The sequence below is a fragment of the Umezawaea sp. Da 62-37 genome, assembly GCF_032460545.1.
In the GTDB taxonomy this organism is placed as follows: Bacteria; Actinomycetota; Actinomycetes; order Mycobacteriales; family Pseudonocardiaceae; genus Umezawaea.
Map to the genome: position 1 here is coordinate 7018466 of NZ_CP135965.1, position 25841 is coordinate 7044306.

20 protein-coding genes and 1 pseudogene are annotated in these 25841 nt (G+C 62.6%); 13 read left to right on the forward strand and 8 right to left on the reverse strand.

Annotated elements, in window-relative coordinates; genetic code table 11:
* Positions 1–99: 99 nt before the first annotated feature.
* The 3 genes and pseudogenes from RM788_RS32380 to RM788_RS32390 form a co-directional block, all read right to left on the reverse strand.
* Positions 100–861, reverse strand: coding sequence for a hypothetical protein (locus RM788_RS32380; RefSeq protein ID WP_315922165.1), 762 nt, complete (start codon positions 859–861; stop codon positions 100–102).
* Entirely contained in the window at positions 761–6916 is a 6156-nt protein-coding gene (locus RM788_RS32385) for an NACHT domain-containing protein (RefSeq protein WP_315922168.1), read from the reverse strand. Before RM788_RS32385 ends, RM788_RS32380 begins: the two co-directional genes overlap by 101 nt.
* 246 nt (positions 6917–7162) lie before the next feature.
* Positions 7163–7847 (reverse strand): annotated as a pseudogene (locus RM788_RS32390) (NAD-dependent DNA ligase LigA); the annotation flags it as partial.
* Between the two features lie 68 nt (positions 7848–7915).
* Here RM788_RS32390 and RM788_RS32395 point away from each other — a divergent pair.
* Together RM788_RS32395 and RM788_RS32400 are read left to right on the forward strand one after the other, a co-directional pair.
* Complete coding sequence (locus RM788_RS32395; protein ID WP_315922170.1) at positions 7916–8077, forward strand: hypothetical protein; 162 nt, start codon at positions 7916–7918, stop codon at positions 8075–8077.
* Positions 8043–8249, forward strand: coding sequence for a hypothetical protein (locus RM788_RS32400; RefSeq protein ID WP_315922172.1), 207 nt, complete (start codon positions 8043–8045; stop codon positions 8247–8249). Before RM788_RS32395 ends, RM788_RS32400 begins: the two co-directional genes overlap by 35 nt.
* Positions 8250–8498: 249 nt before the next feature.
* Here the strand turns inward: RM788_RS32400 and RM788_RS32405 are convergent, their stop codons facing one another.
* Complete coding sequence (locus RM788_RS32405; RefSeq protein WP_315922174.1) at positions 8499–8819, reverse strand: hypothetical protein; 321 nt, start codon at positions 8817–8819, stop codon at positions 8499–8501.
* 199 nt (positions 8820–9018) lie between these two features.
* Here RM788_RS32405 and RM788_RS32410 point away from each other — a divergent pair, with 199 nt between their 5' ends.
* Genes RM788_RS32410 through RM788_RS32450 form a run of 9 tightly spaced genes read left to right on the forward strand, consistent with a single transcriptional unit; the run spans position 9019 to position 16047 of the window.
* Positions 9019–9957, forward strand: coding sequence for a nucleotide kinase domain-containing protein (locus RM788_RS32410; RefSeq protein WP_315922176.1), 939 nt, complete (start codon positions 9019–9021; stop codon positions 9955–9957).
* 25 nt (positions 9958–9982) lie between these two features.
* Positions 9983–10600: a dTMP kinase gene (locus RM788_RS32415; RefSeq protein ID WP_315922178.1), complete on the forward strand. Its 618-nt coding sequence runs from the start codon at positions 9983–9985 to the stop codon at positions 10598–10600.
* A gap of 46 nt (positions 10601–10646) precedes the next feature.
* A complete protein-coding gene (locus tag RM788_RS32420) occupies positions 10647–11072 on the forward strand; it encodes a hypothetical protein (RefSeq protein ID WP_315922180.1) in 426 nt (141 codons plus the stop codon).
* Positions 11069–11983, forward strand: coding sequence for a hypothetical protein (locus RM788_RS32425; protein WP_315922182.1), 915 nt, complete (start codon positions 11069–11071; stop codon positions 11981–11983). Before RM788_RS32420 ends, RM788_RS32425 begins: the two co-directional genes overlap by 4 nt.
* Entirely contained in the window at positions 11980–12378 is a 399-nt protein-coding gene (acpS, locus tag RM788_RS32430) for a holo-ACP synthase (protein WP_315922184.1), read from the forward strand. The genes RM788_RS32425 and acpS overlap by 4 nt, the downstream gene beginning before the upstream one ends.
* Positions 12362–12859: a helix-turn-helix domain-containing protein gene (locus tag RM788_RS32435; protein WP_315922186.1), complete on the forward strand. Its 498-nt coding sequence runs from the start codon at positions 12362–12364 to the stop codon at positions 12857–12859. Before acpS ends, RM788_RS32435 begins: the two co-directional genes overlap by 17 nt.
* Entirely contained in the window at positions 12859–14352 is a 1494-nt protein-coding gene (locus tag RM788_RS32440; RefSeq protein ID WP_315922188.1) for an ImmA/IrrE family metallo-endopeptidase, read from the forward strand. The genes RM788_RS32435 and RM788_RS32440 overlap by 1 nt, the downstream gene beginning before the upstream one ends.
* The gene (locus tag RM788_RS32445; RefSeq protein WP_315922190.1) at positions 14349–15104 is read left to right on the forward strand and encodes a C1 family peptidase; all 756 of its coding nucleotides are present in this window, start codon (positions 14349–14351) and stop codon (positions 15102–15104) included. Before RM788_RS32440 ends, RM788_RS32445 begins: the two co-directional genes overlap by 4 nt.
* Positions 15105–15132: 28 nt before the next feature.
* Positions 15133–16047 (forward strand): nucleoside triphosphate pyrophosphohydrolase family protein, encoded by a 915-nt coding sequence (locus RM788_RS32450; RefSeq protein WP_315922192.1) that lies wholly within the window; start codon positions 15133–15135, stop codon positions 16045–16047.
* 463 nt (positions 16048–16510) lie between these two features.
* Here RM788_RS32450 and RM788_RS32455 read toward each other — a convergent pair whose 3' ends face one another.
* Positions 16511–16993 (reverse strand): hypothetical protein, encoded by a 483-nt coding sequence (locus RM788_RS32455; protein ID WP_315922194.1) that lies wholly within the window; start codon positions 16991–16993, stop codon positions 16511–16513.
* A gap of 802 nt (positions 16994–17795) precedes the next feature.
* On the opposite strand from RM788_RS32455, the gene RM788_RS32460 reads away from it, so the two are divergent.
* Positions 17796–18575 carry a pentapeptide repeat-containing protein gene (locus RM788_RS32460; RefSeq protein WP_315922196.1) on the forward strand — a complete coding sequence of 260 codons (780 nt, stop codon included), beginning with the start codon at positions 17796–17798 and terminating at the stop codon, positions 18573–18575.
* Positions 18576–18991: 416 nt separating this feature from the next.
* Here RM788_RS32460 and RM788_RS32465 read toward each other — a convergent pair whose 3' ends face one another.
* The 3 genes from RM788_RS32465 to RM788_RS32475 all read right to left on the reverse strand — a co-directional run bounded on the left by RM788_RS32465 (position 18992) and on the right by RM788_RS32475 (position 24614).
* Entirely contained in the window at positions 18992–19777 is a 786-nt protein-coding gene (locus RM788_RS32465) for a hypothetical protein (protein WP_315922198.1), read from the reverse strand.
* 4 nt (positions 19778–19781) lie between these two features.
* Positions 19782–20492, reverse strand: coding sequence for a MerR family transcriptional regulator (locus RM788_RS32470; protein ID WP_315922200.1), 711 nt, complete (start codon positions 20490–20492; stop codon positions 19782–19784).
* A 1341-nt stretch (positions 20493–21833) separates the two neighbouring features.
* On the reverse strand, positions 21834–24614 hold the full coding sequence (locus RM788_RS32475; protein ID WP_315922202.1) for an NACHT domain-containing protein: 2781 nt from the start codon (positions 24612–24614) through the stop codon (positions 21834–21836).
* Between the two features lie 150 nt (positions 24615–24764).
* Between RM788_RS32475 and RM788_RS32480 the strand changes: the two genes are divergently transcribed.
* Entirely contained in the window at positions 24765–25829 is a 1065-nt protein-coding gene (locus RM788_RS32480; protein ID WP_315922204.1) for a hypothetical protein, read from the forward strand.
* Positions 25830–25841: the final 12 nt, after the last annotated feature.

A 25841-nucleotide genomic window follows, 5' to 3' on the forward strand; every position in this document is an offset into this window, starting at 1 on the left:
GTTCGACGCAAGTTCCAGCAGCTCAGCGACATGGTCTATGAGTGAGTGCCTGGTCGTACGCGGAGTGTCCTTGACCGCCGTACCAGGGCCGAACTTCGGTCAGGTCGGCTTGGTTAACCTGCTTACCAGCTTCAGCAAGGTGTCCCGATAGGTGTTGGCGAACCACACCAGAGGATGAGCTGGGGGTGCCTCTTCCTTGGTTTCCACCCGCGCTTCGCCATCGAGTTCGTCGTTCGACCCTGATCCGTAGCCCGGTGCGGACATTGACATGGTGAGCTCCAGGTCGTCGATGCGGTGGCCTGCACTGGCGGCACGGGTCAACAGCAGCGTCTCGTCTGCGGTCAACTGCTCGCCGAAGGTGTCCAGCCATGCTCGGTCGACCTCGGCGCGGGAGACGACCACCAGGTCGGCAAGGGTACCCAGGACGTGGTGGTGGAGGTCGTGCAACTGCTGTACGACGTTCATTCTCGCCCAAGCTGGCTTGGTCACGTCGGGGAGGTCGTCCAAGAGGCGAACTATCTTTACGGTGCCGGGTGGTGGCCAGCCTTGTGGCCAGGCCGCGCGGTGCTTCCACAGGTCGAGGATCGCCTCGCGGGCTTCTGCGGCTCGCGCGTCGGCATCTGGTGTGCCTTCCTCGCGGGCGCGGGCGGCCGCCACCATGAGGCCAGCGACGTGGTGAACCAGCCAACGGGTGAGTGTGCTGTTGGTCCGGTCTTGGCCGAGTTCGGCGAGGATGTGCTCACCGAGCCTGGTGATCGGGTCAGTGTGCGGTGACCCGGCCGTCGGGATCGATGAGGTAGATGCGGCTTCGGGGTATCCGGTAGCCGTCGCTGCTGCTTCGGCTGCGTCGCTGTCGGCCAATCTGTACCTCCACAATCAGGTTTGTTCCCGTGTCACGCAGGTAGCGCAAGAGTTCGGTACGGCAGACGCGGGTGCGGTAACCGGACGACGTGACCTCGTGTTCGTCGTCGGTATGGGGATCAGCCCACTGCTCGGCAGCGGAAACGACTTCCCTGCTGGCGTTGAGCAAGAGGAAGCCGCTCGGGTCGGGCAAGACTGCGGCGTTCTCACGGAAGCTGAGGCCTGGAAGTTTGCGGCCCTTGCGCAGGTCGTGCGCGTAGGCATCGTGCTCATCGAGGGTCGTGGGCGTGTGATCGGAATCGATGAGCCAGCCGTGGAGACCGAACCGACCGTGGTCGACCTCGAAGCCTTTTTCGCCCTCGGTCGGCAGCTTGAAGTCTCTGGGATTGGACGTGGCGGAAAGTGCGCGTTGCAGATCTGCTGCGTGATCTGGCGTAACCAGCGCGGAGGAGACCCATCGTGTCTCATAGCCGTCGGCCCGGTGAAGGTCGATGTAGGCAGACACGACCACGTTCTCCGGAAGTTGACCGTCGGCGAGTCCGAGATCGCTGTCGTAGTCCGTTGGCTCGGGGTCAAGCCACGCGTCGAGCGCCATGGCATCACCGAACAGGCCGGTTTCAAGTGGAACAGGATGGCGGAGGTCGGCGAGCCAGGTGCTGGTGGATAGGGGCAACGCGTCCGTCAACCACTCGCCCCAGGGGTCACGCTCGTCCATGTCGGAATCCGATATGGCGGGCTGTTCGGCATCGACGAGTTCGCCTGCGGCGACCATCATCGCGTGGTACTCCAAGTACAGCCGGAGACTCTCCACCCGCGGAATGCTGCCCTGGCGGTGCGACATGCTCCCGGCCGTGCGCTCGTCGCGTAGCTCCCTGGAGTCGTTCCTCCAGTCGTCGTTGCCCAGTCGCTGGCGGTCGACAATCCACTGCTCGGCCCGCTTGGCCACTGTGTCCACGGGGATGTCGAACACTCGGGCGAGTGGCTCGTACCAGTAGGGGATGGTGTCCATCTGGTCGAAGCGGTACCGCAGATGTTCGGAGGTCAACCGGTCGGGCCAATGATGGCCGTGCTGCTGACCGTCGTGCGTCAAGGGCTGGTTCGCGTGTTCGAGTTCGTTCGGAATAGCTCCGAGTTGCCGAGCCGCTACAAGAGCCACCGCACGGGCGAGCTGGCGGATCTGGGCGTGCGGTAGTTCACGGCTGGTGGCGATTCGAGTCAACGTGTCGAGGTGGGGCACGAACAGGTCGGGTTTGTCGGCCGCGACGCGCCCCAGCGCAGCCAGCAGGGCGGCCATCGCGGACCATCGATAGAAGTGCAGGTCAGCGTCACGGTAATGCCCGATGTCAGTCAACTCCAGGCATCCGACCAGCTGGTCCACCAGATTGACCGCTCGGGAGCGGTCGGTGGTGGCCAGCAGATCGCGCACGGTGTGCGCGGCGCGCCAACGGACACTGCGCCGCGGATGCCCGAACGCGCTCCACAGCATCATGACCAACGGCTCCATAGCGGAGCTGCCCTGAGCAGGAACGACATCGTCGGGATCGCGGTCGTCGAGCAGTTGGACGAGGGCGCTTGCAGCGTCGGCGGGGGTGCACAGCGCGCCCAGAACTGCGGCGACGTTCTGCCATCGATGCGCGGTCAGGTACGCCGCGGTGTCTGGCAGCGCCGCGAGGAACGCGCGACGGATTGTGTTGTCGTCGGCAAGAGCTCTGAGCTGTTCGACAAGCATGGTCGAACCGTCCCAGTGGCTCATGAGGCTGGTCAGGTGCTGGGCGATGAGTGCGGGAAGCAAAGACCTCGCCTGTTCGGTGACGCCGGGCCAGGCCTTCCACTTCTGGGCGAGTTCGGCGAGCACGGAAAGGGCGATGTTGGCGCTGGAGGAGCCGGGGAGCGTGGCGAGTACTCCGAGCGCCTCGGGTCGCTGCGTGGACGGGGTTGTCAGCAGCACTGCCGAGACGAAGGCGCGTAGTTGATCGCCGTACACGTAGGCCCTCAAGAGGCTCTCGACATCGTCGTGGAGTGAGGTCCAGGTCCGTCTATGTGGCGAGTCGAGTAGTTCCTGAATCTCCGGTGTGTAGCCGTCTCTGCGTCGCCTGCGGCTGTAGTTCTGTTTGACCTGCCGTTCCAGAGTTTGAACCTGAGTGATCTCGTCTCGGGCAGTGGCGTCCAGTAGTGGGCCAGCTTTGTGGAGCAGCTTGGCTGCGAGGGCAGGTTGATCACGTGCGGGAACGTGCAGGCGCAGCCATCGGGCGGTCTCGGTCAACGCTGCCCGACGCGCGAGGGCTCCTGCCATCCCGCTAGGTAGCCGGTCCACCATCACGAGGCGAAAGCTCAGTCGGAGGTCGTTGTCTTCCACGAAGTGATCGAGGTGCAGGGCCTCGGTGACCGGGAGCTCGGTGCTGTCAACCGCGCCGAGCACGGCAGCAGATGCGGTGCGTGACAATGCAATTCGGCTCTGGTCGTCCCAGCGGCATACTCCGGCGAACCCGGTGTCGAGGTCGAGGTGGGTTGCTGCGCCAGCGAGGTCGCGGTAGGGCACCACGTCCGGGTCGGTGACATAGTGGGCGACCACCTCGGCCGCGCGCAGTAGCCGTGCGGCCGTTCGTGGCCTGTCCCCGGCGGGCAGCTCTGCCCGGCGGGCGAGATCGGCGTGGACGGCGAGCAGACGGGCGGCGGCGTCGTTGATACCCGTTGCGACATCAACAGCCCGCGCGAACAGGTAATAGCCGATCTCCAGGTTCTGCTTCCCGGCGATGTCGGTCGCACGGACCAGCAGTTCCAGCCGGTCGGGAGCGGGCAGACGACCGGTGCGCACGGCATCCGCAGCACGCACACACAGATCGATTGCTCGGGTGGCGTGACCCGGTCGTACCGCCAGCACTTCCGCGAGGTCGAGCCACATCGCCGGGGCGTTGTCCCCGAGCAGGTTCGGCGCGGCATCGGCGAGACCGTCAAGTAAGTCGTCCGGGCAACCGGCGTCTGCTACGGCTTCGGCGGCAAGCACGGACCACGTGCGGAAAGACAAGTCGAATTTGAACCACCGGTGACCGGCCGCGGTGTTTCGTCCGGCGAGTCCGTCTCGCACATGCGCTGACACATCGTCCTGAACGGGATTGCCCGCGACAGCTCGCGTAGCCAGAACCGCTATATCCGCCAGCAGGCGGATCCTGTCCAGCCACTCACTGCGTCGATGTGCCCGCGAGTGATCAGAGTGTTCGTTGACGCCGTCAGGCGTACGCAGCGAGTCGGGAATCAGCGCGTCGACATCCAGAACGCCGCCCGCCAGGGCGGCTGCGGTGGCGTGACACCGCAGGATCATGACGTCGTCCGCGCCCGCGGTATCGAACGCCCACAGGGACTCCGACAAGGATCCGCTCCAGCGGTTCGCCAGTTCCTGCGCCAGCTGTCGATCGCCGAATCGGGTGGCCACGTCCAGCAAACGAGCGTGCCACGGCCGTGGTTCGTCGAGAGGAACGGCCACGAGCGTCGAGATCACGGCGTCGACCCAGTCCTTGGCCGGTGCGACAGAAGGCGATGCCGCGTACGCCAGGAAAGGTGCGTGAACGCGCGTGGGGATGCGGGCTTCCTGCAGCGCCGACCGCACGACGTTCGAACCCAGCTCACCGGCGACACGGGCTGCAAGGCACTCGGCGACATTCAGCACGAAAGACATCGGGCGGCATCGCCGTACCCAGGCCAGCGCGGCATCGGGACCGTCGAGTCGGAAGTACGCCTCGGCGGCGGCTGCCGCGTGGTCAGGTTCAAGGTCCCACTGATCGGTGTCCTCGCCGCCGGTCGACCATCGCTGGATCCAAGAGTCGACGTGACCGAGTTCTTCGCGAGCGGCGGAGTGCCGGTCGGGAGACCTGGACAAGGCTGCGGCGAGGCGCATGTGCGCAGGGCCGAGCCACGGCAGGTGGTTCTGCCGGAGTGTGTGAGTGCGCAGCAAGTCGATGTCGGTATACCGCGCCACAAGGTCCATATGGGACTCAACCAGCTGCGACAGGGTATCCATCCGGGACGTGCTGTCGCATGCCCGAGCCGCTACCCGGACTGCGGTGGCCGAGTCGTCGACGACCGCGACCGCGAGCAGCGCCAAGGCCAGCCGGCGACCTTGAACCCCCTCGCGGCGAAGCCCGTCAGGGATGCCATGCGGGGACATTTCGCGCAGAAACAGTTGTAGCAGCTCATGATGGCGTTCCGCGCTGAACAGGTGGTCGGCGACGTGAGCGGCGGCGTCGGCGTCTTCGCTACATGTGGCCAGAAACAGGTCTGCCAACCTGCTGTGCGCGGTCACGATGTCCGCAGCTGGCACCTTGTCACGGACGTAGGTCTCGAAGTCCTCGTCGCGGAACTGGATGCCGTCGTTGATGACCCGCACCCCAGGGGCGAGGCCGTCTGCGAAGGCGGACACAGCGGCCGGGGCCACGTCGAGCGCCTGGGCGAGCGTTCGGGTACTGACCGGCCTGGATAAAGCGAGAAGAGCAGCCAGCCAACGCTGCCCGTCAGCGTCGGCGCCGCTGCCTTTGAGCGCCGAGTCCACGATGTCGGCGAACAAGGCCTCCGGAGTGCGGTCGCAGGCCTCAAGCAGGGTCGCCATGTCCCATATGTTCGAATCGGCCTGCTCCAGTGCGTAGAACTGGGCGCGGGGGTTGCCGTCAGTTGCCCGGTGAAATGTCACCACGTCCGTCACGGACGCCCCTGGTCGGTGTCGTCGAAGGTGGGCGGCGGATGTCTCCGCGTTGAACGGGACGACCGCCACCTCGGGCGCACCCACTGCTCCCAACATCGTCACCCGGTGGCTACGAGAGGACAGGACCACGGCCACCTGCGGGGGCAACTTCAGCCCCAGCAGACCAGGAAGGAAACTGGAGCCGTGCCGTTCGAGCGCGGCTACAGCGGCGTTGTCCGCGGCGTCGATAGTCAGAACGAGCACTGCGGCGGGGTCGAGGGTGGCTACTGCCTTGGCCAGGATGTCGGACAGTCGCCGCCACAGGTCCTCTTCGAGTGTGTGCGGGTGAAGCAGCAGCGGCGTTCCGCATTGCTGGGCCAGGTCGTTGACTACCTGCACCACGAACCGGTGTGGAGTATGCCGTTCTTCTCCTGTGCTCAGGTAGTCACCACCGCCATAGCAGTCATACAGCAGCGTCGTCGATCCGGCGGGGAGATGGCTGTTGATCTGACGAAGCGCCGTTGTTTTGCCCGCCCCTGCGGGGCCATGCGCGACGACGACGTGACCAAGGTTGCTCAACGCGGTGTCGGCGACCGCGCGGGCTCCCGGAGCGGGCAGCGGGTCCTGCAGTTCGGCAAGCCTGAGCGGTGCGGGATAGAGGGCGCTCAGGTCGCCGACGCCCAGTTCGGCGAGCACGGTTGACGCGATGATCCCCTGACGGTCAGCTCCGGGGAGCGCCTGCTCGCGGACGAGGTTGAACAGGCGCAGGGACGTGTCCCGCGCTCGTTCCGGAGCCAGATCGGCGGCACCATCACGAACAGCACGCGCCTGTGCTGTCCGACTGAGAACACCAGTTTGGGAGAAATCAAGGACTGTGAAGAAACCGCAGAACTCGGAGCTGGTGAGCCGTTGGCCGACGGCCTCGTGAAACTTATCGAACACCGCAGTTTGTGTGCTCGACAACGCTGAGCGCAGGTCAGCCTGTTGAAGGGGTGCGCCGTTCTGGTTCCGGACCCATTCGGCGGCAGCGGTGACGGTCGCTGTCACCAGCGGGTCCACAGGCTGGTTGCTCACCAGTTGGATGCGCGTTTTCCGCAACACCACATCCCGGTCGGGCCGGGCCGCCAACAGTTTGTATGTGTTGGCAAGATCGGCGATCAGCGACCTCGCGGGCTGAGAGGCAGCCGGGTCATTCGAACGACGGCTGCGCTTCTCAGTGAGTCGAGCCGCTGTCCAGAGTTTGGTGGGATGTCGAGTGCTGTACTTGAGCTGCGACAGAACAATGGTATCAGCGGTGTCGAAGTCTTTGCCGCCGAAGTACTCCCCGACATCGACAATCTCGTACTGCTCGTCGGGATCGTCGACAACGGCCAACCCTTCCACGACGACTCGTTGGAGTTGGGTACCCGGTGCGATCAGCTGTAGTGCCCGACGGGCTGCCCACCAGAAGTGAAAATCGTCCCCAGCGTTGGACTCCGACGCCCCCATCCGTGACTAACCTCCTGCAAACTTGGCCCCTGGGAGCTACGCCGAACAGACTACAACGAGCGGGTGCTGTTAGGCCGGAGACGCGCAGTCGATCAGTCCCATCGCCTCTAATCGGCCAATGTGAGCTGGCGCGCCATACTTTTAGACGATGTGGGCCGCGATCAGCTGGTGCCAGATCACGCCTTGGTCGACGACCTCGAACTTCGCTGCCTTGGTCAGCTTCGCCGCGCCGACGTCCGCGCCGGTGATGAGCATGTCCGTGCTCGCTGACGCCGCCGCTGTGGCTCCGCCCTTCTCGTACAAGCGTTGGAACGTCGGCCGGGCGACCTTCTCGCCGGAGTGGGAGTCGTTGATTACGCCGGTGATCACCACCGTTTTGCCTTCCAGGGGCACACCGGCCGCGATGATCGGCTGCAGGTCCTCGTCGCGCACGTCAAGCGAGACCCCGCCCTCGCGCAGGCGTTCCAACTCCGTGCGCAGGCGGGTGAGGTCTTCCACGACGGACGCGGCGACCTTGGGCCGATGTCCTCCACTGCGACCAGGCCGTCGACTCCCGCGTCGAGGACGTCCTCCAGCAACCCGAAGCCCGAACGGCGCAGGCGCGCGGCGGTGCCCTCCGAGGCCATGAGGGGACGGCCAGGCCGATCAGGGCCCGGCGCAGGCCGACCTGGCGGTTGGTGTCGATGATTTCGACCATGCGGGTCGCGGAGACCTCGCCGATGCGGTCGAACTCCAGCAGGCGTTCCCTGGTTAGGGGGTAGAAGTCCGACGGGTTCACCGCGTCCCCGGCCGTCGCGAGCCGTTCGATCCCCACCCCGCCGACTGCCAGCGGGGTGACCGGTCGGTCCGGAAGGTCGCGGTGGACTTCGACTTGACCGAGACCGCAGTGCGGCAGTGGTGGTGCAGGCCGAACTCGACGCCGGAACCCGCACCGACGGGCTGACCACCGACGAACGTGAAGAACTCGCCCAGTTGCGGCGTGAGAACCGCCGGTTGACCGAGGACGTGGAAATCTTCAAGCGTGCCAAGGCTTTCTTCGCCGAGGAGATCCGGTAACGTCTACCCGTTCATCGAGGCGGAGAAGACGGGCGGCGGAAACGTCCACCGAGCGTGCGCGCTGCTCAAGGTCTCCCGCTCCGCCTGCTACGCCCACCGCACCGGCCAGCCTTCCACCCGTTCGCGACAGGACGCAGACCTGGCCGCGCACGTGATCGCGATCCACGACTGATTGCGGGGCATCTACGAAGCTCCGCGAGTGCACGCCGAACTACGAGCACAAGGCAGACGACACTCCAGCAAGCGCGTCGCCCGATTTTTTCGCGAGACCGGCCGGGCAGGCTACAGTCCGAAACTGTGGCGCACCACCACCGTCCTCGATCCCGCGGCGACTACCCACCGGATCTCATCCGACGTGATTTCTTCTGCGCCGCAACGGATGAGGTTGCCCCGTTTTGACGGACAGGGCTGATGAGTGTGGTCAAGCCGAACGATGCAGCAGCCTGCATGTACTGGTCAGCGCCTCCCAGACGCCCTCCCCAAAGTGGACTTGGTGATAGCTGGCACCGCGGGGACGTTCCTGCGGTAGCGAACGCAACACTCCAGCTTCGACCAGACGCCTGATCACGGGACGCACGAGGTTGTCGGCTAGGCCGGTCCGTGTGGCCAGCATCCGGACAGTCACTCGGTCCTCGGCACGCGGAGCCAGCGCGGCGATTGCGAGCACCACCTCGGCGACATAGCGGTTGCCAAAGATCGCCACAGACCGCGCCCTCAGCAGTTCTCGCTCGTCAACCTGCACCGGTGTAGTATGCCGTGTGACGCGAATCGCGTCACGCTATATGCGGAGGCGATCAGTGATGGGACCTACAGTCACCGCCGTTGTGCGGCAGGGCGAACTGGACCTGATGATGCCCACCCCGTTACGTCCTCAGCCCCAACGACTTCAACGCGCGCCACAATCGATCCGAATCGCTGGGCGGACGCTGTGTCCAACACCGGTGTTCGATACCTACTGGCGGTTCGCATTCCTACGGCATGCCGTCTACCAGGCCCGGCTAGCTGGCGAAGCGGGACCATGGACCGACGATCCGATCCTGCTGAGGCACAGGTTCACCAATTGCTACCGTGCCGCCGATCGAGTGTCGCAATTCCTCATTCGCCATGTGTCCTATACTGGTCGACGGGAACCGGAAGAGGTGGTCTTCCGAACACTGCTTTTCAAGATGTTCAACCGCGTCTCGACCTGGCAACTGCTCGAAGAGGCGTTCGAGACAGTGTCCTGGGAGAACTTCGACCGCGCCGCGTACGACGAGGTGCTCACCGCCGCGTTCGCGGCAGGCCGAAGACTGTACTCGGCGGCTTACGTAATTCCGCCACCACGGCTGGGCGCGGAACGCAAGCACAGTAACCACCTACGCCTGCTCGAACTGATGATGACCACCGACGTCGGTGGACGCATCACCCAGGGGGGATCGCTGAGCGCCGCCTTCGAAGTGTTGCGTTCCTATCCGGCAATGGGTGATTTCTTGGCTTTCCAGTTTGCCATCGACCTGAATTACTCAGAGGCCTTTGACTTCGATGAAATGGAATTCGTTGTCGCTGGCCCTGGTGCACGCGATGGCATTCGCAAGTGCTTCGGATCTGATGCTGATGGCATCGAGGACCAGGTCATCGCCTACATGGCAGCAACCCAGCAGGAGCATTTTACGCGCCTGGGACTGACCTTCACCGGCCTCCAGGGGCGTCCGCTGCAGTTGATCGACTGTCAGAACCTATTCTGCGAGGTGGACAAGTACGCCCGTGTGGCGCATCCTGAGATCGCTGGCCATAGTGGTCGCAGCCGCATCAAGCAGCTGTTCTCCCCGGTAGCTGATCCGGTGCATGCCTGGTTCCCGCCCAAGTGGAACCTGCAGCCTCTAGCTGCCTCAGCACCATGAGAGGGCCGCCGCAAGGAGGATTATGGTGAGCGCGGGACGAGTTCACCTGGCACAGGGCTCACTCGTGGTGCTTGAGGGACTCGATCGCAGTGGAAAGACCACTCAACGTGATCGACTCAAGAGGCTCGACTGGATCACCCCAGCTCCAGTTTTTACCCACATGCCATCGGGTTTGAAGCAACTTACCGAAGGTATTTACCGGCTGACCGAGGACGCGACGATCTCCTCGCCGTTGGCGCGGCAGTTGTTGCACCTGGCCTGCCACGCCGAGAACGTCTCGGCTCTTGCGTGCGCCCGCGCCGAAGGGGGCGTCGTGTTGGACCGGTGGTGGTGGTCCACCGTTGCCTACGGTTGGTTTGCCGGGCGCCTAGCCGACGCTGGGTTGGCCGAGTCGGTGTTCTTTGGACTTATCGACGCGGTCTGGTCGCAGCACCCAGCCAACCTGGTGTTCCTGTTCACCAACCCATACGTCCACGACACCCTCAATCGCGACGAGGTCCGTGACGGCTACTCCCGCCTCGCCGCTCAGTACCCGGATGTCACCGTGCAGGTCCCGGTGGCAGAGCCCGACGAGGTCACCAACTTTCTAGTCACCCACCTGCGCGACGCTGGCCTGCTGCTGTCGGAAGACTCCAGCTCCTGACGCACGCCCCTTGACACGGATGTCGGATTATCTGACACTCGTGTACATGAACGAGAACGTGGTGGCCTCATCGGGTGCTCCGCTGTTCTTCCCTACTCCTGCCGCGCCGGTACTGGCCGGACCAGAGGAGCAGGTGCCCTCCAGCGACAGCGGCCGCGGACCTTCTGATATCGAACTGGATCCCGCCGCCCTGCAAGGGATGGGCGAGACCGAGTTGCGGCAGCAGGTCCTGGAGATGTTGACATGTCTTCGGCGCTGCACGCTGCAGGAGTTGACAGGCGGTGCAATGCACACCGAGGCAACCTTGGCCATCGACAGCATGACTGCGGTGTGGATCATCTCCACTGTTGGCAAGGCATTTGGTCGGCGCCTAGTGCGATTGTCAGAGGTGGACCGCGACAGTCTGCGCAGTGTCGGCGGCGTCGCTCGATTGATCAAGCAGACCACAGCATCGGTGGCGGGTGCGGCATGAGCGACTACGTCATACCCGTTGGCAACATGAGCAGGGCGTGGCTCGACACTCTGCAGTTGGTCCACGAACGCGGCGGACGGCGGACCAACGTGCTCACCACAGTGACCGACCCACTAGCACCTGAGTATCCGGCAGTGCGGGCGGCGATCGATAGGGTTCTGGTGCCAGGTAAGCACAAGAGCGGCACCATCCAGACCGTGGACACGGTGGCCGCCACGATCTTCCCCCACACTCTCTACGCCGCCCCCGGCATGGCTTGGGCTCCCGAACTCAGCCCTGTTGACGCAGCGCGGCTGGACTTGGCCGCGGCCGACCTGTATGAGGTCTATAGCGAGATGTTGCCTCTGTTGTGCACCGCAGACGGCAACAAACGCGGCACTTACTTCGGTCGTATGGTCAGTTGGCCCGGTAAAGAACCGGGTGGTGTCAACCAGTTGGCCGATCGGGTGAAGTACTTGCGCCAGGTGCGCCGCGACGGGAAACGGGCACACAACCTGTCCGACATCGCCATCGGCGGGGAAGCCGAACCGTGCGCAAACATCACGTCTCCCGAAGACGCTGGCAGCGCGGCAGATGTCAGCGATGTGGACGACGTCGGGTTGCAGGTCTATGCGGCAACTGATCGACGGCAGCGAGGGTTCCCGTGCCTGGTTCATGTGGACTTGACGCTGCTGGACGGGCAGTTGAGCATGCTTGCCGTGTACCGGCATCAGTACCTGATCACCAAGGCCTACGGCAATCTGCTTGGATTGGCGCGGCTACTAGGCTACCTCGCTGCCCAGACCGGGTTCGCCGTCGGTGAACTGGCTGTGCAGGCAACTTTAGCCGACACTCAGGAGCAGCACTTCGGTGGTAGACGCGGCATCCAAGCCCTGATCGACTCCACCCTCAGTTCGGCACTGCTGAAGTGACCGAGATACTGCTGCGAACCGGTGTCGACATGGTCGACGTAAACAAGCTGACACGAATGATCGAGCTGACCGGGGAGGAGTTTCTGGACAGCTCATGGACACGCGCAGAGCGCTTGTACTGCGCCGGCCGCCCTGAACGACTGGCATCGAGGTGGGCCGCGAAAGAAGCAACGATGAAAGCGCTGGGCCAAGGAGTGGGCCAGATCAGCCTGCTGGAGATCGAGGTCACGGCCGACGAGGGCGAGATGCCCGACCTGGTACTGCGCGGGAACGCCTTGGACCGAGCCCAGGCCCTACGGCTGGAAACCTGGTCGGTTTCGCTCACTCACGAGGACCGCTGGGCCCTCGCTTTCGTCGTTGGAGTAGGAAGTACGCCCCATGGACAACACCAGTGACGCACCCGCACCACGAGGCGGATTCCGCCCTCCCTCTTCCCGACAACCGGCTACCAGCCAGCAGCCAGCAGCAGACCAGCCGACCGAACAGCAGGTGGTTGGCAAGCGACTGCGCACCGCCCGGGAAACGCTCGGCCTGACCCAAGACGACGTGGCTGGCGCCCTGGGGATACCTCGCACCAGTGTCATCGCGATGGAAGCAGGCCGCCGCAATGTCTCCGCCCTCGAGCTACGACGCTTGGCTCGGCTGTACAGGCGCAACGTGCAGTGGCTACTCGGCGAGGAGGACGACAACGCCGCAGTGGACAGCGCGCTGTTCCGAGCCACAGCCGAACTATCCGAGGACGACAAAGAACAGGTGCTCAGGTTTGCCCAGTTCCTCGCCTCGGCGGGTCCTCCGCCCGCAGCACGCAGACGCCGCGCCGCGCCTGCAGCATTCGGCCGTGGCAGCAAGCAGGCCGAACCGCCGGAGGGAGCGTGATGTCCACCCCTCCGTTCGTAGCACGGCGTCGCCAAGCCCTTCAGGCTGCCGCTGACCTACTCGATGATCTCGATGTTGACCAAGAGCAACCCATCGATGTCTTCGAAGCAGTCGCCCAAATGGGTCTGTGGCTGGTGTTTCAACCATTGAAGACGCTACTGGGTGCGGTCATTCGTGAGGGCGGCGGTGGCATTATGATCACCACCGAGAGGCCGCCGACAATCCAGCGCTACACCGCTGCACACGAGGTCGGGCACTGGGAACTCGACCACAATCGCCCAGCGTTCGACACTGACCACGACGTGCTGCACCCTGGCGCAAACGAGCGCGAACAACTGGCTCAGTGGTTTGCTTCCTACTTCCTTATGCCGCCCCCACTAGTATATGCCGTCGCCAGTCGTCACGGTGTGCGCCCCCACACCGCAGTCCTTCCTGCTCAGGCCTACCTCATCGCCCGCGACATGCGTGTCAGCTATGAAGCAGCGCTGCGGCAAATGACCAACCTGAACATCATCGGGGACAACCAGCGCGACGAACTGATGCAAGTGCCGCAACTGCGCATCAAACAGGACTTGGCTCACGGCCACCGCCCTCAGGTCGGCAATGCCGACATCTGGCCTGTCGACGAGCGGTCCATGCAGTACAACATCGACGTGGTGCTCCACGACGAGATCATCATAAACTTGCCGGAGAACCGCACTTCCGGCCACCGATGGCTCGACGACACCGCCACAGAGCAGCGAATCAACCTGGAGCGCAAACCTGCTCCGCCTGCCTTTGCCCCGCCCACTGCGACCCGGCCGACACCCGTGCCGCGACCGGACCCACCGCGGCGCACGGGCGCCGACATCACAGCCGCTCTCGCCCTACTGCCCGGTCCTGTGCAAAACAGTGCCGCTGTGGACCAAACTGCCGATGAAGGACCCCCGGCCGACCACCAATACACCTCCGACGATTTCGAAGTCGCTGAATTTCGCAACAGCGGACTGGCAACGGTCTCCGATGACTATCAGCCCGGCTGGGCTCCGGTCACCGCCCGCGGTGCCGCCGCGTTGCGCCGTCGCAACGCGGGTGCTCCCGTGGAACAGGCGACTTTCCTGGCTACTACGGCCAACGTCGAGGCGGTATCGGCAGATCCGTCCGCCCCTGGGGCAGGCGCCACTGGCCGCAGATGGCTGGTCCTGCAAGCGCACAGCGAAGGAGAGTTCGCTTACACACTGCATTACGCCGCTACTCACGACCCGCACGCCTCGCCCGCCGCTACCTTCACCATCGAGGCCACCGTGCGGCCGCCACTGGAAGTCCTACACCGTCGCATGCTGACCGACATTGATCTTGAAGACGCTACGGCCGCTACCCCTGATGGAGACAGTGAACACGCCAGTCCGAGGAGTGCGCCGTTCGATGACCCCGGCTTCTCACGCAGCAGCGAGCTCACCGATGTGGACGAACCCGGTCTGGCGCCGGACGCAGGAGATGAGAACGACCGGTGAACGCACCATCGGCACGACCTCAGAGCAGACTCCTCCGCGGTGCCTCAGCCCGCGCGGCACGTCTAGCAGTCTCCCTCGCCCGCCCAGATGTCGACCTGCGGTCGCAACTCGCTCCTGATCTCGTCTCCCAAGGTCCGCGCCCCACATGCGTACCCTTCGCCGTCGCAGGCGCGCATGAAGCAGCCCGCAGTGACACCGGCGCTGCACCGCAAACCTTGGCGCCAGAGCCCATCTGGTCGTACTGCACCAACCTCGGACAGACCGGTCCACAGGGCATGCTCCTGTTGGATGCCGCAACAGCCCTCGCCGACGCCGGTCAGCCCACAATGACGCTATGGCCCTACAACGACCAGCTGGGAGTGGGCACCGAACAACCACCCAGCTCTGCGGGAACCCCGCCCTGGCACACAGGCGTACTCAGCGAACTGCACCTGGCCAACGACGGCGTCGAAGACGAGCTCGAAGACATCCTCGCTGCAGGCCAACCTGTGATCCTTCTGGTAGAGGTCACGAACCAGTTCTACTATCCCCGTGACGACGGGCACGTCGAAATGCCCAATATCCGCGCCCACAACGGCGACTACCACGCAGTTCTTTGTGTCGGCGCCGCCACACACCAACAGTTGGGGCGACGGCTCCTCATCCGCAACAGCTGGGGCGACTACTGGGGTGTTGGGGGCTACTGCTGGCTCCCCCTGGCCTACCTGATCGCTTTTGTTCCGCAGGCGGCCGTCGTCAACACCAAAACGTAGGCATTACGGCGCCGTTGGAAGGAAAACCATGAAGCTGACCGACTACGAACAGGCAGTCGCAGACACCGACGTGCTTGCCTCTGACGATATTGTTCTGCCCATGCTTGGGCTCGTCGGAGAAGTCGGCAGCCTGGTTGCTCAGTACAAAAAGATTCAACGGGACCGAGCTGGCTACCGCGCATTTACTGATGAAGTACGTGAAGAACTTGGTGACCTGTTCTGGTACGCCGCTGCTCTGGCTCGACGCTGTGATCTCAGTCTCGAAGAGATCCTCTCCGACAACATACGAAAGGCCCGCGAACGGTTCAAGCTCCCTCTGAATCCCCTTCCTCATCCGTTGTTCGACGACGCTGCAGCGAAAACTGAGCAACTCCCTCGCACGCTGGATATCACCTTTACTGAAACCCTCGACCATGAGCGAGGGAGAGCGCCAGTCCCGGTAGTACGGATCCATCGAGGCGACAGTGCAGTCGGTGATCCGCTGGACGATAACAGCGACGATGACGACGAGTACCGCTACCACGACGTCTTTCACCTCGCCCACATGGCGGTCCTTGGATGGTCGCCGGTCATGCGCAGTCTCCTGCGAGTCAAACGCAGCACGAACCGCGACACCGACCGCATCCAAGACGGAGGGCGTGCCATTGCCGTAGAAGAAGGGTTGAGCGCCTATGTGTTCTCTGCCGCTCGCGCCCACAACTACTTCCGTAGTAGTACTATGATCCCCAACGACATTCTCAAGAGTTGCCAGGCCATGACGGCTCACCTTGAGGTCTCACGACGCTCTGCTCAGGACTGGCAATACGCTATTCTTATCGGATATCGGATGTTTGACCAGCTTACCAAGAATCGCGGTGGAATCTTACGACTCGATATGAATGCGCGCACCATGACGTACCGGACTCCGGAGCAGGTTCGGCAGGCTAATCTTCCCTTTTTATGAACTATGAGCTAGCTTTTGAGAGGCTGATATTATCTGAAATTCCCGGCGATTGTCATTGGTGAAATATTTAGCGAGTGACCTTTTCTGTCGTGCAAGCTAATAGAATTTACTTCTGCTTCAAGGAGTTCGCGTCCAGCGACCTGGGCGTCATCGATGGGCATGTTGATCCTTATTTTTGGCTTCTTGTGTTTCTATGGCATCGGCGTCCCTCGAGCGATCTTGTCGATATAGCGGCAGGTCGTGCTGCTCCCGTGTTCACGCTGCTTGTCGTCGCTAGGCTCGGCGCTTAATTCGCGAATGCTAAGTTAGAGTATGTAAACCGGATTGCTAAGATGTCTCGGCGTTATTCAGTGCTGTTGTCACGATCGGATTTCGTCGCGTGAGTCGCCCTGTGCAGTGGGCTATAGCACGTCAATGCGCCGAACCGTAGGCGCGGCACAGAAGTGACTAGTGGGCAACATCGTCATAATTGACGGTTATCGCGACGCCCGGAAATGGACTGATCAATGACTGGTTCGCCGTTTATAAGCGTTTGCAGGCGTGAGCGCATTGTCAAAGTCGAGCGCATAGCGTCATCTAACTCTGGCTCACGTACCCCACCTCTCCTTAGTGAGCTGTAACGCATTTCATTACGTCGTCGTCGAATCCAGTCGAAATCTCTGAAATCTTCTTCAAAGATGGCAGTAATGGCGCGAGCAAGGGCGTCATCTCCACCTGTGCTTGAGGCGCGGAGGCCTATCGTCAGCAGTGCGCCTTCCGCAATCTTTCTCGCGGCATCGTAGATAAGTTTGAAGCTGTCATTCAGATCATTTTTACGAAGAATTTCAGCTGACTCAAGGTGGATGTTGGCGGCTCGTATGCGTTCACTGGCTTCGCTTGGGCGACGTGATTCAAGTTGTCGCAACTCATTTCTCTGCATTAGGTGGTCGATTACATCTGAGTCCATCTTGTCAGCCTTTCCCCTAAGTGAATGTGAGGACTTAGAAACAGCTCTGCCAGAAAAGGATCTTCTTTGTCACTCACCTCCTCGAGAAGTAGAAATGCAGAGTCTATTGGAAGGTTAATGTGCGATTCAATTAATCGAATGCCTTCATATGCGACTCGGCGGTCCACCGGACCTACAATCAAGAGGTCCAAGTCGCGCACAGTCGGTCGGCCGTGCCCCAAGAGCAGTCGAACCCAGGAACCGTAGATAACAAGCTCCTGGACATCAGTCATTAAAATCAAAACATCGAATATGTCAAGGTTTAGTGGTATCGCCGTCGATCCAGGTGAGGGACAGATGCCCCGCTGATGGATGACGTAGTTCACGAGTATCACCTTCCTGACTTTTGCCTTGTTGAGTCCGACTATATAAGATCTCAGACATGATCTCTCGAAATCTACGCCGAAGTCTACCTCGTGCGCAAAGTGGACATCACCCCCGCATGGTGTCGATGTGGGTCCTGGCACTCTCGTGGCTGGCGGTTGGGACGGCTCTTGTTATTTGCCTATACCTTACCTTCCGTGTGTTGGCACCACCTGTAGCCCCGACATCGAATGCTGCGCAAGAAACGTTCAAACTGTCACTTACGACCTCAGTCGGTGTGGGTGCTGTTCTCGCCGGCGTATATGCATATAGGAAACAGCGGCTTGAGGAGGCAAGTTCTCGACGTGCTGACGAAGCTTCATTAAACCTTCGATTCACCTCAGCGAGTGACCAACTGGGGAGTACGTCTGCTGCGGTACGACTGGCTGGAGTCTATTCGATGGCTAGCCTTGCAGACGGATGGATCGAGCAACGTCAGATGTGTGTGAACGTCCTTTGTGCTTATCTTCGAATGGAGAATGAAGGAGGTCTCAGCGAGTTGCGAGTGAGAGAAGCTATTTCATCTATTATCCGTGAGCGAACGCAGCCAGAGTCCGCGCAGTCTTGGAGCGATCTGAATTTCGACATAAGTGGTGCATTTCTTAGTGACCTAGACTTCAGTGGATGCCTTTTCGCTGGAACCTTAGTGAACTTCTCGAGAGCTCACTTTTCTGGAATCTTGACAAGTTTTGAGGGTGCCAGCTTCAAGTCGGAACGAACGATCTTCAGCGAATGCATATTTGACGCCAAGACGACGCGCTTAAACTACTGCTCGATCTTCTCCAGGGAAATATGGTTTGAAAGAGTGGAGTTCACGGGGCGTGCATGGCTCGACTATCTCTCGACGTCTGGCGAGATTATCAGCTTTTCCGGTTCGAAGATCACGGGTGATCGATTTTCCCTTGCGGGGGCAAGCTTTTCAAGCAAGGAGATAGTATTTGATGGAGTCGAGTTTGCTGGCGAACGCGCGTCGTTCAGCCGTTGCAGCTTCTCTGGAATTACTTCTTTTCGTGGCAGTGTATTTGGAGGGAGTGAAATCTGGTTTGACAGAGTGCAACTCCTTGGGCCCTCCGCAGACTTTGAGGAAGTGCAGTTAAATTGCATCATCGGACTGTCGGGTGTAAAAGTTGATCACGGCTGCAGTCTTTCTTCTGGACCTTTAGAATTCCCGACGCAGTGAGAACTTCTGAATGGGATACTGGAATCTCGAAAATTGTCCTGCAGGGTGCAGTCTCAAGGTTTACCGTAAACAGCCGTAAGTGTCCATTCAGTACGCGGCGCTACCCAAGTGCGGAGACGATCAAGGCGTTGGGGTGATTGATTGCCTCGATCCGCGACCTGACTGGGCTAGGTTGTGCGCTCATCAGGATGCGGAGGGCTTCGCGGCGTCTGCCCCCGCGCGGTTCGGCGAGGTGGTCGCTGCTGAGGATCTCCCGAGCGGTTCGAATAGCATCAAGAGCATCACTCTTGCACCCGCCAGGTCGTTTGAGCCGAGTCGACGCTGTGGGAGGGGCCACTGCTAGCCGAGCGTAAACACAAGATCAAGATTGTTCTGGGTGGTCCAATGGGATCTCGTCACGTCGACGGTGACCGTTGTCATTTCTGGCGTAGGACTTCCCAGTTCAGTTGTGCGTCCACTGTGGCCGTACCGGCAGCTGCCCAAGCGTGGTGGGCAGTGTTGTCCAGAACCTCGGCCAAGGAGAGGTGTCCTGCGGGTGGTGCGGTGCCGAGGTGGGCGAGTATCTCGGTGACGTCGTCGATGAGCGTGACCAGGTGCACCAGGTCGGTGAGGTGGCGGCTGTTGAACGCCGATGCCTGCGATCGTCGCCACTGGCTCGCGTAGGCTGCTGCCTTCAACTGCATCGCGCGGGGGAGGTCGGGGACCGGAATGTAGGAGACACGGCCACTGTAGGACGCGCGGATGAGCACGCGATGCTGGAGTGCGCCTTTCCCGGCGTAGACCTCGATCGTCTGGCCCGGCGGTGTGGTGGTCAGGTCTGGTGGCGGTTTCACTCCGGCGGGGGCGAGCACGTCGACCGTTTCGCCTGCGGGTCCGATGTAGCGGTGGGATGACTCGTCCGGGCTGTTCTGGGCGATGCGGTAGCCCATTCCGTTCAGGATCCGGACGGCGTCCTTGATCGAACTGGGCATCACGCCGACGTCGAGCAGGACGTCGACGTCTCGGGTCGGCCGTTGGGAGTGGCGGCCTGCGACCGCGCCGTGCAGGTGGACCATCACTCCGCCGATGACGACGTGGTGCGTCGGGAGGTTGTCGGCGAGGTCGAACAGACCCGGCCAGAGCACCTGATCGGCATTCCCTGGCAGAGCGGGCAGGGCGACCTCGCCGAGTATGGGCAGCTCTGGCCATCGAGCGGATGTCACGCCGTTACGGTAGCCGCACCGATTTCAGCAAGGCCGAGGCCGCCGAGACCGAACGGTCGTCGCCTCGATCGAGCAGGTCGGCAGCGGCGGCGGCAAGGGGAGCGAGTGGTTGCCCCAGGACTTCGGCGATGGTGGCAGCGGACAGCGTGGGTGGTACGACGCGCAGGATGACGTTGGCTTCGGTCTCGGGGCTGTTCCACCGGATGCCCTTGGTGTCCTTCAGATCGGCCAGCACGGCTGCCGAGATGTAAAACTCGCTGGCCTCCGAGCCGATCAGGAGTGAGCCGTGATCCACGGCGGCGTCTGCGCCTCCGCGGGCGACTTCGGGTGTGGAGCGGAGTCCCTTCAGGATGTGGGGGAGCAGTCGGGCCCGGTGGATCTCGGCTCGACGTGCGAGCCTGCTGGGCCACTGGGCGAGTGGAGCTTTGACGTACTTGCGGACCCGTACCTTTTCGGAAGGGCTGATCCAGCTGGGGGACCGACCGGAGGCGAAGGTCAGAACCGCCCATGCCATGCGCGGCGACAAGGGTTGACCTGCGCGGGGCCGTACGACTTGGGCACGGTGCTGCACGGAGGTGGCGCTGACGAACAGTTCGCGTCCGGGCCGCTCGCCCTCAAGGTGGCCGCTGTCGACCAAGCGGTGGATTTGAGTCCTGGACACACCGAGCTGCTCGGCCGCGGCACCGGCTGGCATCCATCCGCCTAGTTCTTTCATCGCGTACCACCTGAGCTGCTTAGATTTACAGAATAGGTGTGCTGGGGAACGTATTCAGTGTAACTGACCTTTGGACGCTGATTGAGCCATCGGTCGCTTCAGCCGCGGGGCCTGCTGGTGGCTCAAGGCTCCGGCGTAGGCGGCCGATACGCGCAGCGGCGGGAAGTCGGCACTGTCCAAGCGCTGCTCCGCGCGCTGCGGTCACAGGGGTGTGCTGTGTCGGCGGATGATGCCGAGGGTGGCTGAAGTGGACAGTGGTGCTGGCCTCGGTCGGCCGAGAACCACTGAGCCGAGAGTCGCTCCGCTATTCCGTAGGTCGCTGCCTACTGAGCTGCGCTCATCACCGTTCGTTACCCGGCAGAGGGCATCGTCGGCACCCCGATTCGTGCGGATGTGTGCGCGACCGGGGGTGAACTGGCCTTGACGAATGTCGAATTTTGCGCTAGCCGAAGCAAGGTAAGGTTATTTTGGCTGGTAGGAGCGCTATTGCACTCCTACCAGCCGCTTCTCCGGCTCTGACTCCGTGACGCTGTTACGCACAGTGCGTAAATTGATGCGCACCCTTTGTCGCTGTCAATCGTTGCGGAGCGGTCCTGCTGGACTGTTTGGCCTATTGCTGATAGGTCCGTATGCCACGACTCATGTCACGACCGGTCAAAAAACCTCGCAAAACCGACACCTTAGAATCCTTCTGAATCGATCTGACCTGCAGCGCCCCCGGCAGGATTCGAACCTGCGACCTCGGGATTAGAAGGCCGGTGGTTCGTGGCTTATAGGGCTCCTACCAGCATCTATGGTTCCAACTTCTCCTCCAGGAAGCTGCCACAGACCCATGATTTCCAGGAGTTTCTGCCACGCGTCATGCCACGCCCATGTCATGAGGGTGGAGATCCCTTGCCTGGGCTTCAGGATCGTGCCTGACCTGGCACGTAGGGGGTCCTGCGCTGCGGCTTGGAGAGGTCGTTATCGGGTGGAGGCATCGCTGGTCGCGGGAAGCCGCCCAGGGGTGGTGTTGCAGGGCGTGGTGGTGGCCGCCGCCTGCGCGACGGCGATGATCGCGCTGCTCGGGACCGCCGGCGCCACGAGACACCCAGGTGACCCATCCAATCCCATCGATCCTCCCGAGAGGCAGGAGCGCGCCCGTTGGGGCTCTGTAGGGCCGGACAGTTTCGGCCGCTGGCAGGTCACGGCCAGCGGCCGTCACGCGTGCTTCCCGTACTGATCTCGATCTGTGTCCCGTCCGCCATCCCGTAGCGTCAGGGTTCGCAGTGATCGGCGGATAGTGGAGGATTCGCGTATGAGCGGGATGCTCAAACTGAGAGTGACCGGCGCCAAGTGTGCTCAATACGGTCGTGGATGGCGATAGTTTTTGAGCCAGCCGATTTCTGCGAGGTCTTGTGTCAGCCATTGGTATGCCAAATAGGTCGCAGGGCGTTCAAGGTCGAGCGGAAGTTCCATGCTCTGCAGAGAGCTTTGGCCGAAAGTCGTCCGATAGGTACTCTCACGATCCTTGCCGAATGCCCAGAATGCTTGGCCATCCTCGGGTGCTAGTTGTAGATCGACCGACGGAATGTCGGACCGCTGGGCGTGGAGGTCTGGGTTAAGGCTGAGGAGCATCACGACCGGATAGGGACCCTCGTCATTGACAGGCTGTCTGACGATTCCTTCGACGCGAACTGGCAGCATGCTATAGAGGCCGAGTGCATCGCCGAACGCGGGAAAGGCGCTTTCGACGAGTTGCCGGTAGCCGATAATGGCTTCGCGTACGACATCGGCTGCCATGGCCAAGGTCAACTCTGGCGAGTACTGCTCCCAGAACCACCTACCTGTACCGGGTTGGTCACCGTCAGGCCAGGGTTGGAGGAGCGTTTCACCGTCCTGGACAGCGAGTTGTGCCGATAGCCAGCGGATGTCGGCGGAATCTACTTGGCCGCCGGTCCCTCGCCAGGTCGCGTGGTCTGAAGTGTTCACAGTCTCCATCCACGAGCCGACGATCCCGCGTAGTTCGGCGAGGTTGATCGGGTAGCGACGTGCGGCGCGGTCATGGTAACCGCGGACGAACTTTGCCAGCGAATGCAACCGTTCACGCGCCAACCATGACGTGCGGGGAACTGGCAGCGTTTGCTTGCTGATCGTTGCTTCGAGCCGCTTTTGCAGCGCACACCGGGCGACCAGCCAGCGGCCCAGATCAGAGGTCGGAAAGCGCTGCTGCGTCCACTGATGCCATTGGCCGAGGGGCGGGCATTCCTCGGCCAGTCTGATGACCTCTGGTGGCGGCAGTTGGTCGCGTGCACGTGCGACCGTCACATAGCCATGCTCCAGCCACACACCCCATTGGACAAGGCGTCCGTCACGGTGCCGGGCCAGCGACTCGGCCAGTGGTCCGAGCCCAATCAGAAGGGCTTGCTCGGCGCCACGCAACCATCGTCCCGCTCTGACAGGCAGATCCGGCTCCGCGGCGAGTTCGCCAGTCGGATCGCGACGGTCGATCAGCGCAGCGATGGCCTCATGGGACGGACCGTCCAGCGTGTGGTCTGAGTTGGCGTCGGCGATCTCATCAAGGACCCAGAACGCTGCCCCTGGATTGAGTTGCGCAAGCGCGGTAAGCAGGGCTTCTTGTGCCTTGGTGATGGCGGTGGAGACGGCGAACGCGATTGCGTACCGCCACCGCGGAAACGTGGTGGCGGTGGCGACGGTGTCCAAGCGGGTCAGGCCTCGCTTGAGTGCTTCGGATCCGAAGTACTGTTCGAACACCGGCAACGCGAAGGTCAACTCGCCGCGGTCTTCGACAACAAGATCAGTGCCTGTCAGGAGACGGAGCTGTGGTAATGACCCGAACGAGGCGGCGGTAACCGGCTCCGACTGCCCGAGTATCCGAACCGCCAAGCGAGCCAGGTTGCTCCAGGTGGCTTCCGAGACCTCGCCCACCTTCGGACCGATCACGTCTTCGGTGAGGCCGGACAACAGGCGCGCACGGGACACCGTCATATCTCGGCCGGCTCGTATGCGGGCTGCCATCCCGAGGGCTGTTAGCGGGCTGCTGAGCAGATCCGTCGTTTCAGCGTTCCATCGATGCCAGGAGACATCGCCGCCGAGGGCCACCTCGACCAGTTCGGCACCGCGCCGGGTAGACCAAGGCTTGACCAGGATTTGTTCCTCGTCGGGCACTGGGACCCCCGGCCGAGCGGTCGCCAGCACGCTGACACCAGGCCACACATGAACGAATTGCCGGGCTTCGGTGAGTAGCCTGCTCGCCTCCTGAAGTGTCACGCTGTCCAGATCGTCGATGACGACGCGGCAGTGACGGGCGGGATCGCCACCGAGTGCGCTGAGGATCGCCGATTCCAGACTGGTGGTGATGTGCCGGGCGGCGAGGAACACGGGAATATCGGTGTTCGGATCGTTCTCCGCGTCCTCAAGGCCCTGGTTCCACCACCGCAACGCTTGTTCGGATTTACCCGCCCCGAGTCGGGCCATCAGGACGCGGACCTGTCCGGTTGGTACCTCGACGATCGGGTCGTCGAGCAGGGCCATCCAGCCAAGCACCGCCGATCTGCGCTCGACCGGAACCAGGGGCGTCAACCGGGAACTGCGCAGGCCGTGTTCTCGACGGACAGCGAGTTGCCAGTTTCCGACCCGGCCGCGCATCCGCGGATTGAACGGCACGACTGCGTTGATCTTCTCGATGGCCGCGTGCAAGTCGAGAGGGGCGATGGCCTCCTGGACCTCCTCGGCTCCGATCGACCAGTTGCGGTGGGTGCTGTCGTAGTCCGCCAACTGCGCGCGCTTCCAGCCTCGCAGCATCTCGGCGGGGTAGTCATCGGGAACCTGGTCGATCTGCCACGCGTGGAGCACGCACAGCAGCAGGAGATTGTCGACGCCGCGGTTGTCCATCTCGGGCATGTCCGGGTCCCAGCGAGGGCCACCCTCGCTCCGTGCATGAATGTGGGCGACTCGACTGTTGAGAGTTCGTCGACCGGTATCCGCGTCCAGTTCGTACAGCCAGGCGCGGCACTTTGGCTTCGCACACGCGAAGGCGGTGCCGTAGAGCTGTTTGACGGTGGCATCTGAGGGGTTGCCATGCTCTACGGGGTGTTCCGAACCGCCTGAACGCGTGGTCACGGTCACATTGTCCAGGAGTCGGACACGGGTGGATGGACGGGACCCTCGTGGCGGACCCGACGCTCGCGAAGGTGTGACCGGAACCGTTCAGGGCGGTCGATCAGGAATTCACGAGGTCTCGAGCAGGTGAACCTGCGAAGCTGACATGCTGTGACCTCGATCATGCTGGCAATCGCTCGGACTGTTCTTCGTGGTGTGTTGCCCTATCCCGATCCGCTACGGCGTGTCCGTGTCCGCCGTAGTGCCCGCGATGTGGCGTCGCGCGCCCTGTGGCCGCAGAACGAAGCAGCGGTGACCGGATTGGACTACGCGCGGTTGGCGCTGCTGCGGTTGCTGTGGCTGCAGCAGCAGACGCGTCGCGCAGTGCGCACAGGCCAGCGGGAGTCCGCGGCGCTGGTGGCGCGTACTGCCATGGAGACGTGCATTCTGGGCCTGTGGTGCCTGCGCGACCCGGACGCGGTCCGCAAGCTGCGCATGTCCGAAGTCAGAGCGGCGCCGGCGATGCTGACGTTTTTGTCGATCACCGGAATCCTCCCTCAGGAGCTGATCAAACAGGCCATATATGCGCTCGGTGAGCCGGAGAAGCTCCCCGACGTACGGTCCATGACATCGAAGATCGACGCCAAGACCGGCGCCACGCTGGCGATTCACCTATACGACCTGGCTTACCGACCGGCGTCGCAGTACTTCACCCATGCCACCAGTTCGGCACTGCTTCGACACGTCACCACGGAACGGCGCCGGACCATTCGGCCATCCAACCCTTGGGTGCGCCGCGCACCGGTCCGACTTGCCGATGCTTGTGTCGGTTTGCTGGCGGGGGCGATCGCCAACCAGGTCGGAGCATCGACGGAATTGTTCGCGCACTACGGCGAGGACCACGCGAGGCGCGTGCTGCCGCCCTTGCTGGTCACTATAGGCAAAGCAATGGTGACCACGCTCAGCTTCGCGGACGTGCTGGGCCTGTGGCGGCAGGCGCTGGAGGTGAAGAAGCACCTGTCCCGGAGTCGGCCCGACGAAGCGCCGGCGGAACGCGAAGCGTGCCTGCGCGCCCTCTACGACATGGTGATCACCCGGCTCGACCTCGACGTGCCCTCCGAAGCCATTCAGCCGATCATCGACTACATCGTTGTGAAAGTGCTGGTCCAGTGGGACGCCGAATTCGTCAGCCGCTCGTCTACGCCGAGCGGGGTGGGTGACGTCGCCGAAGCGTGAACAGCATCAGCG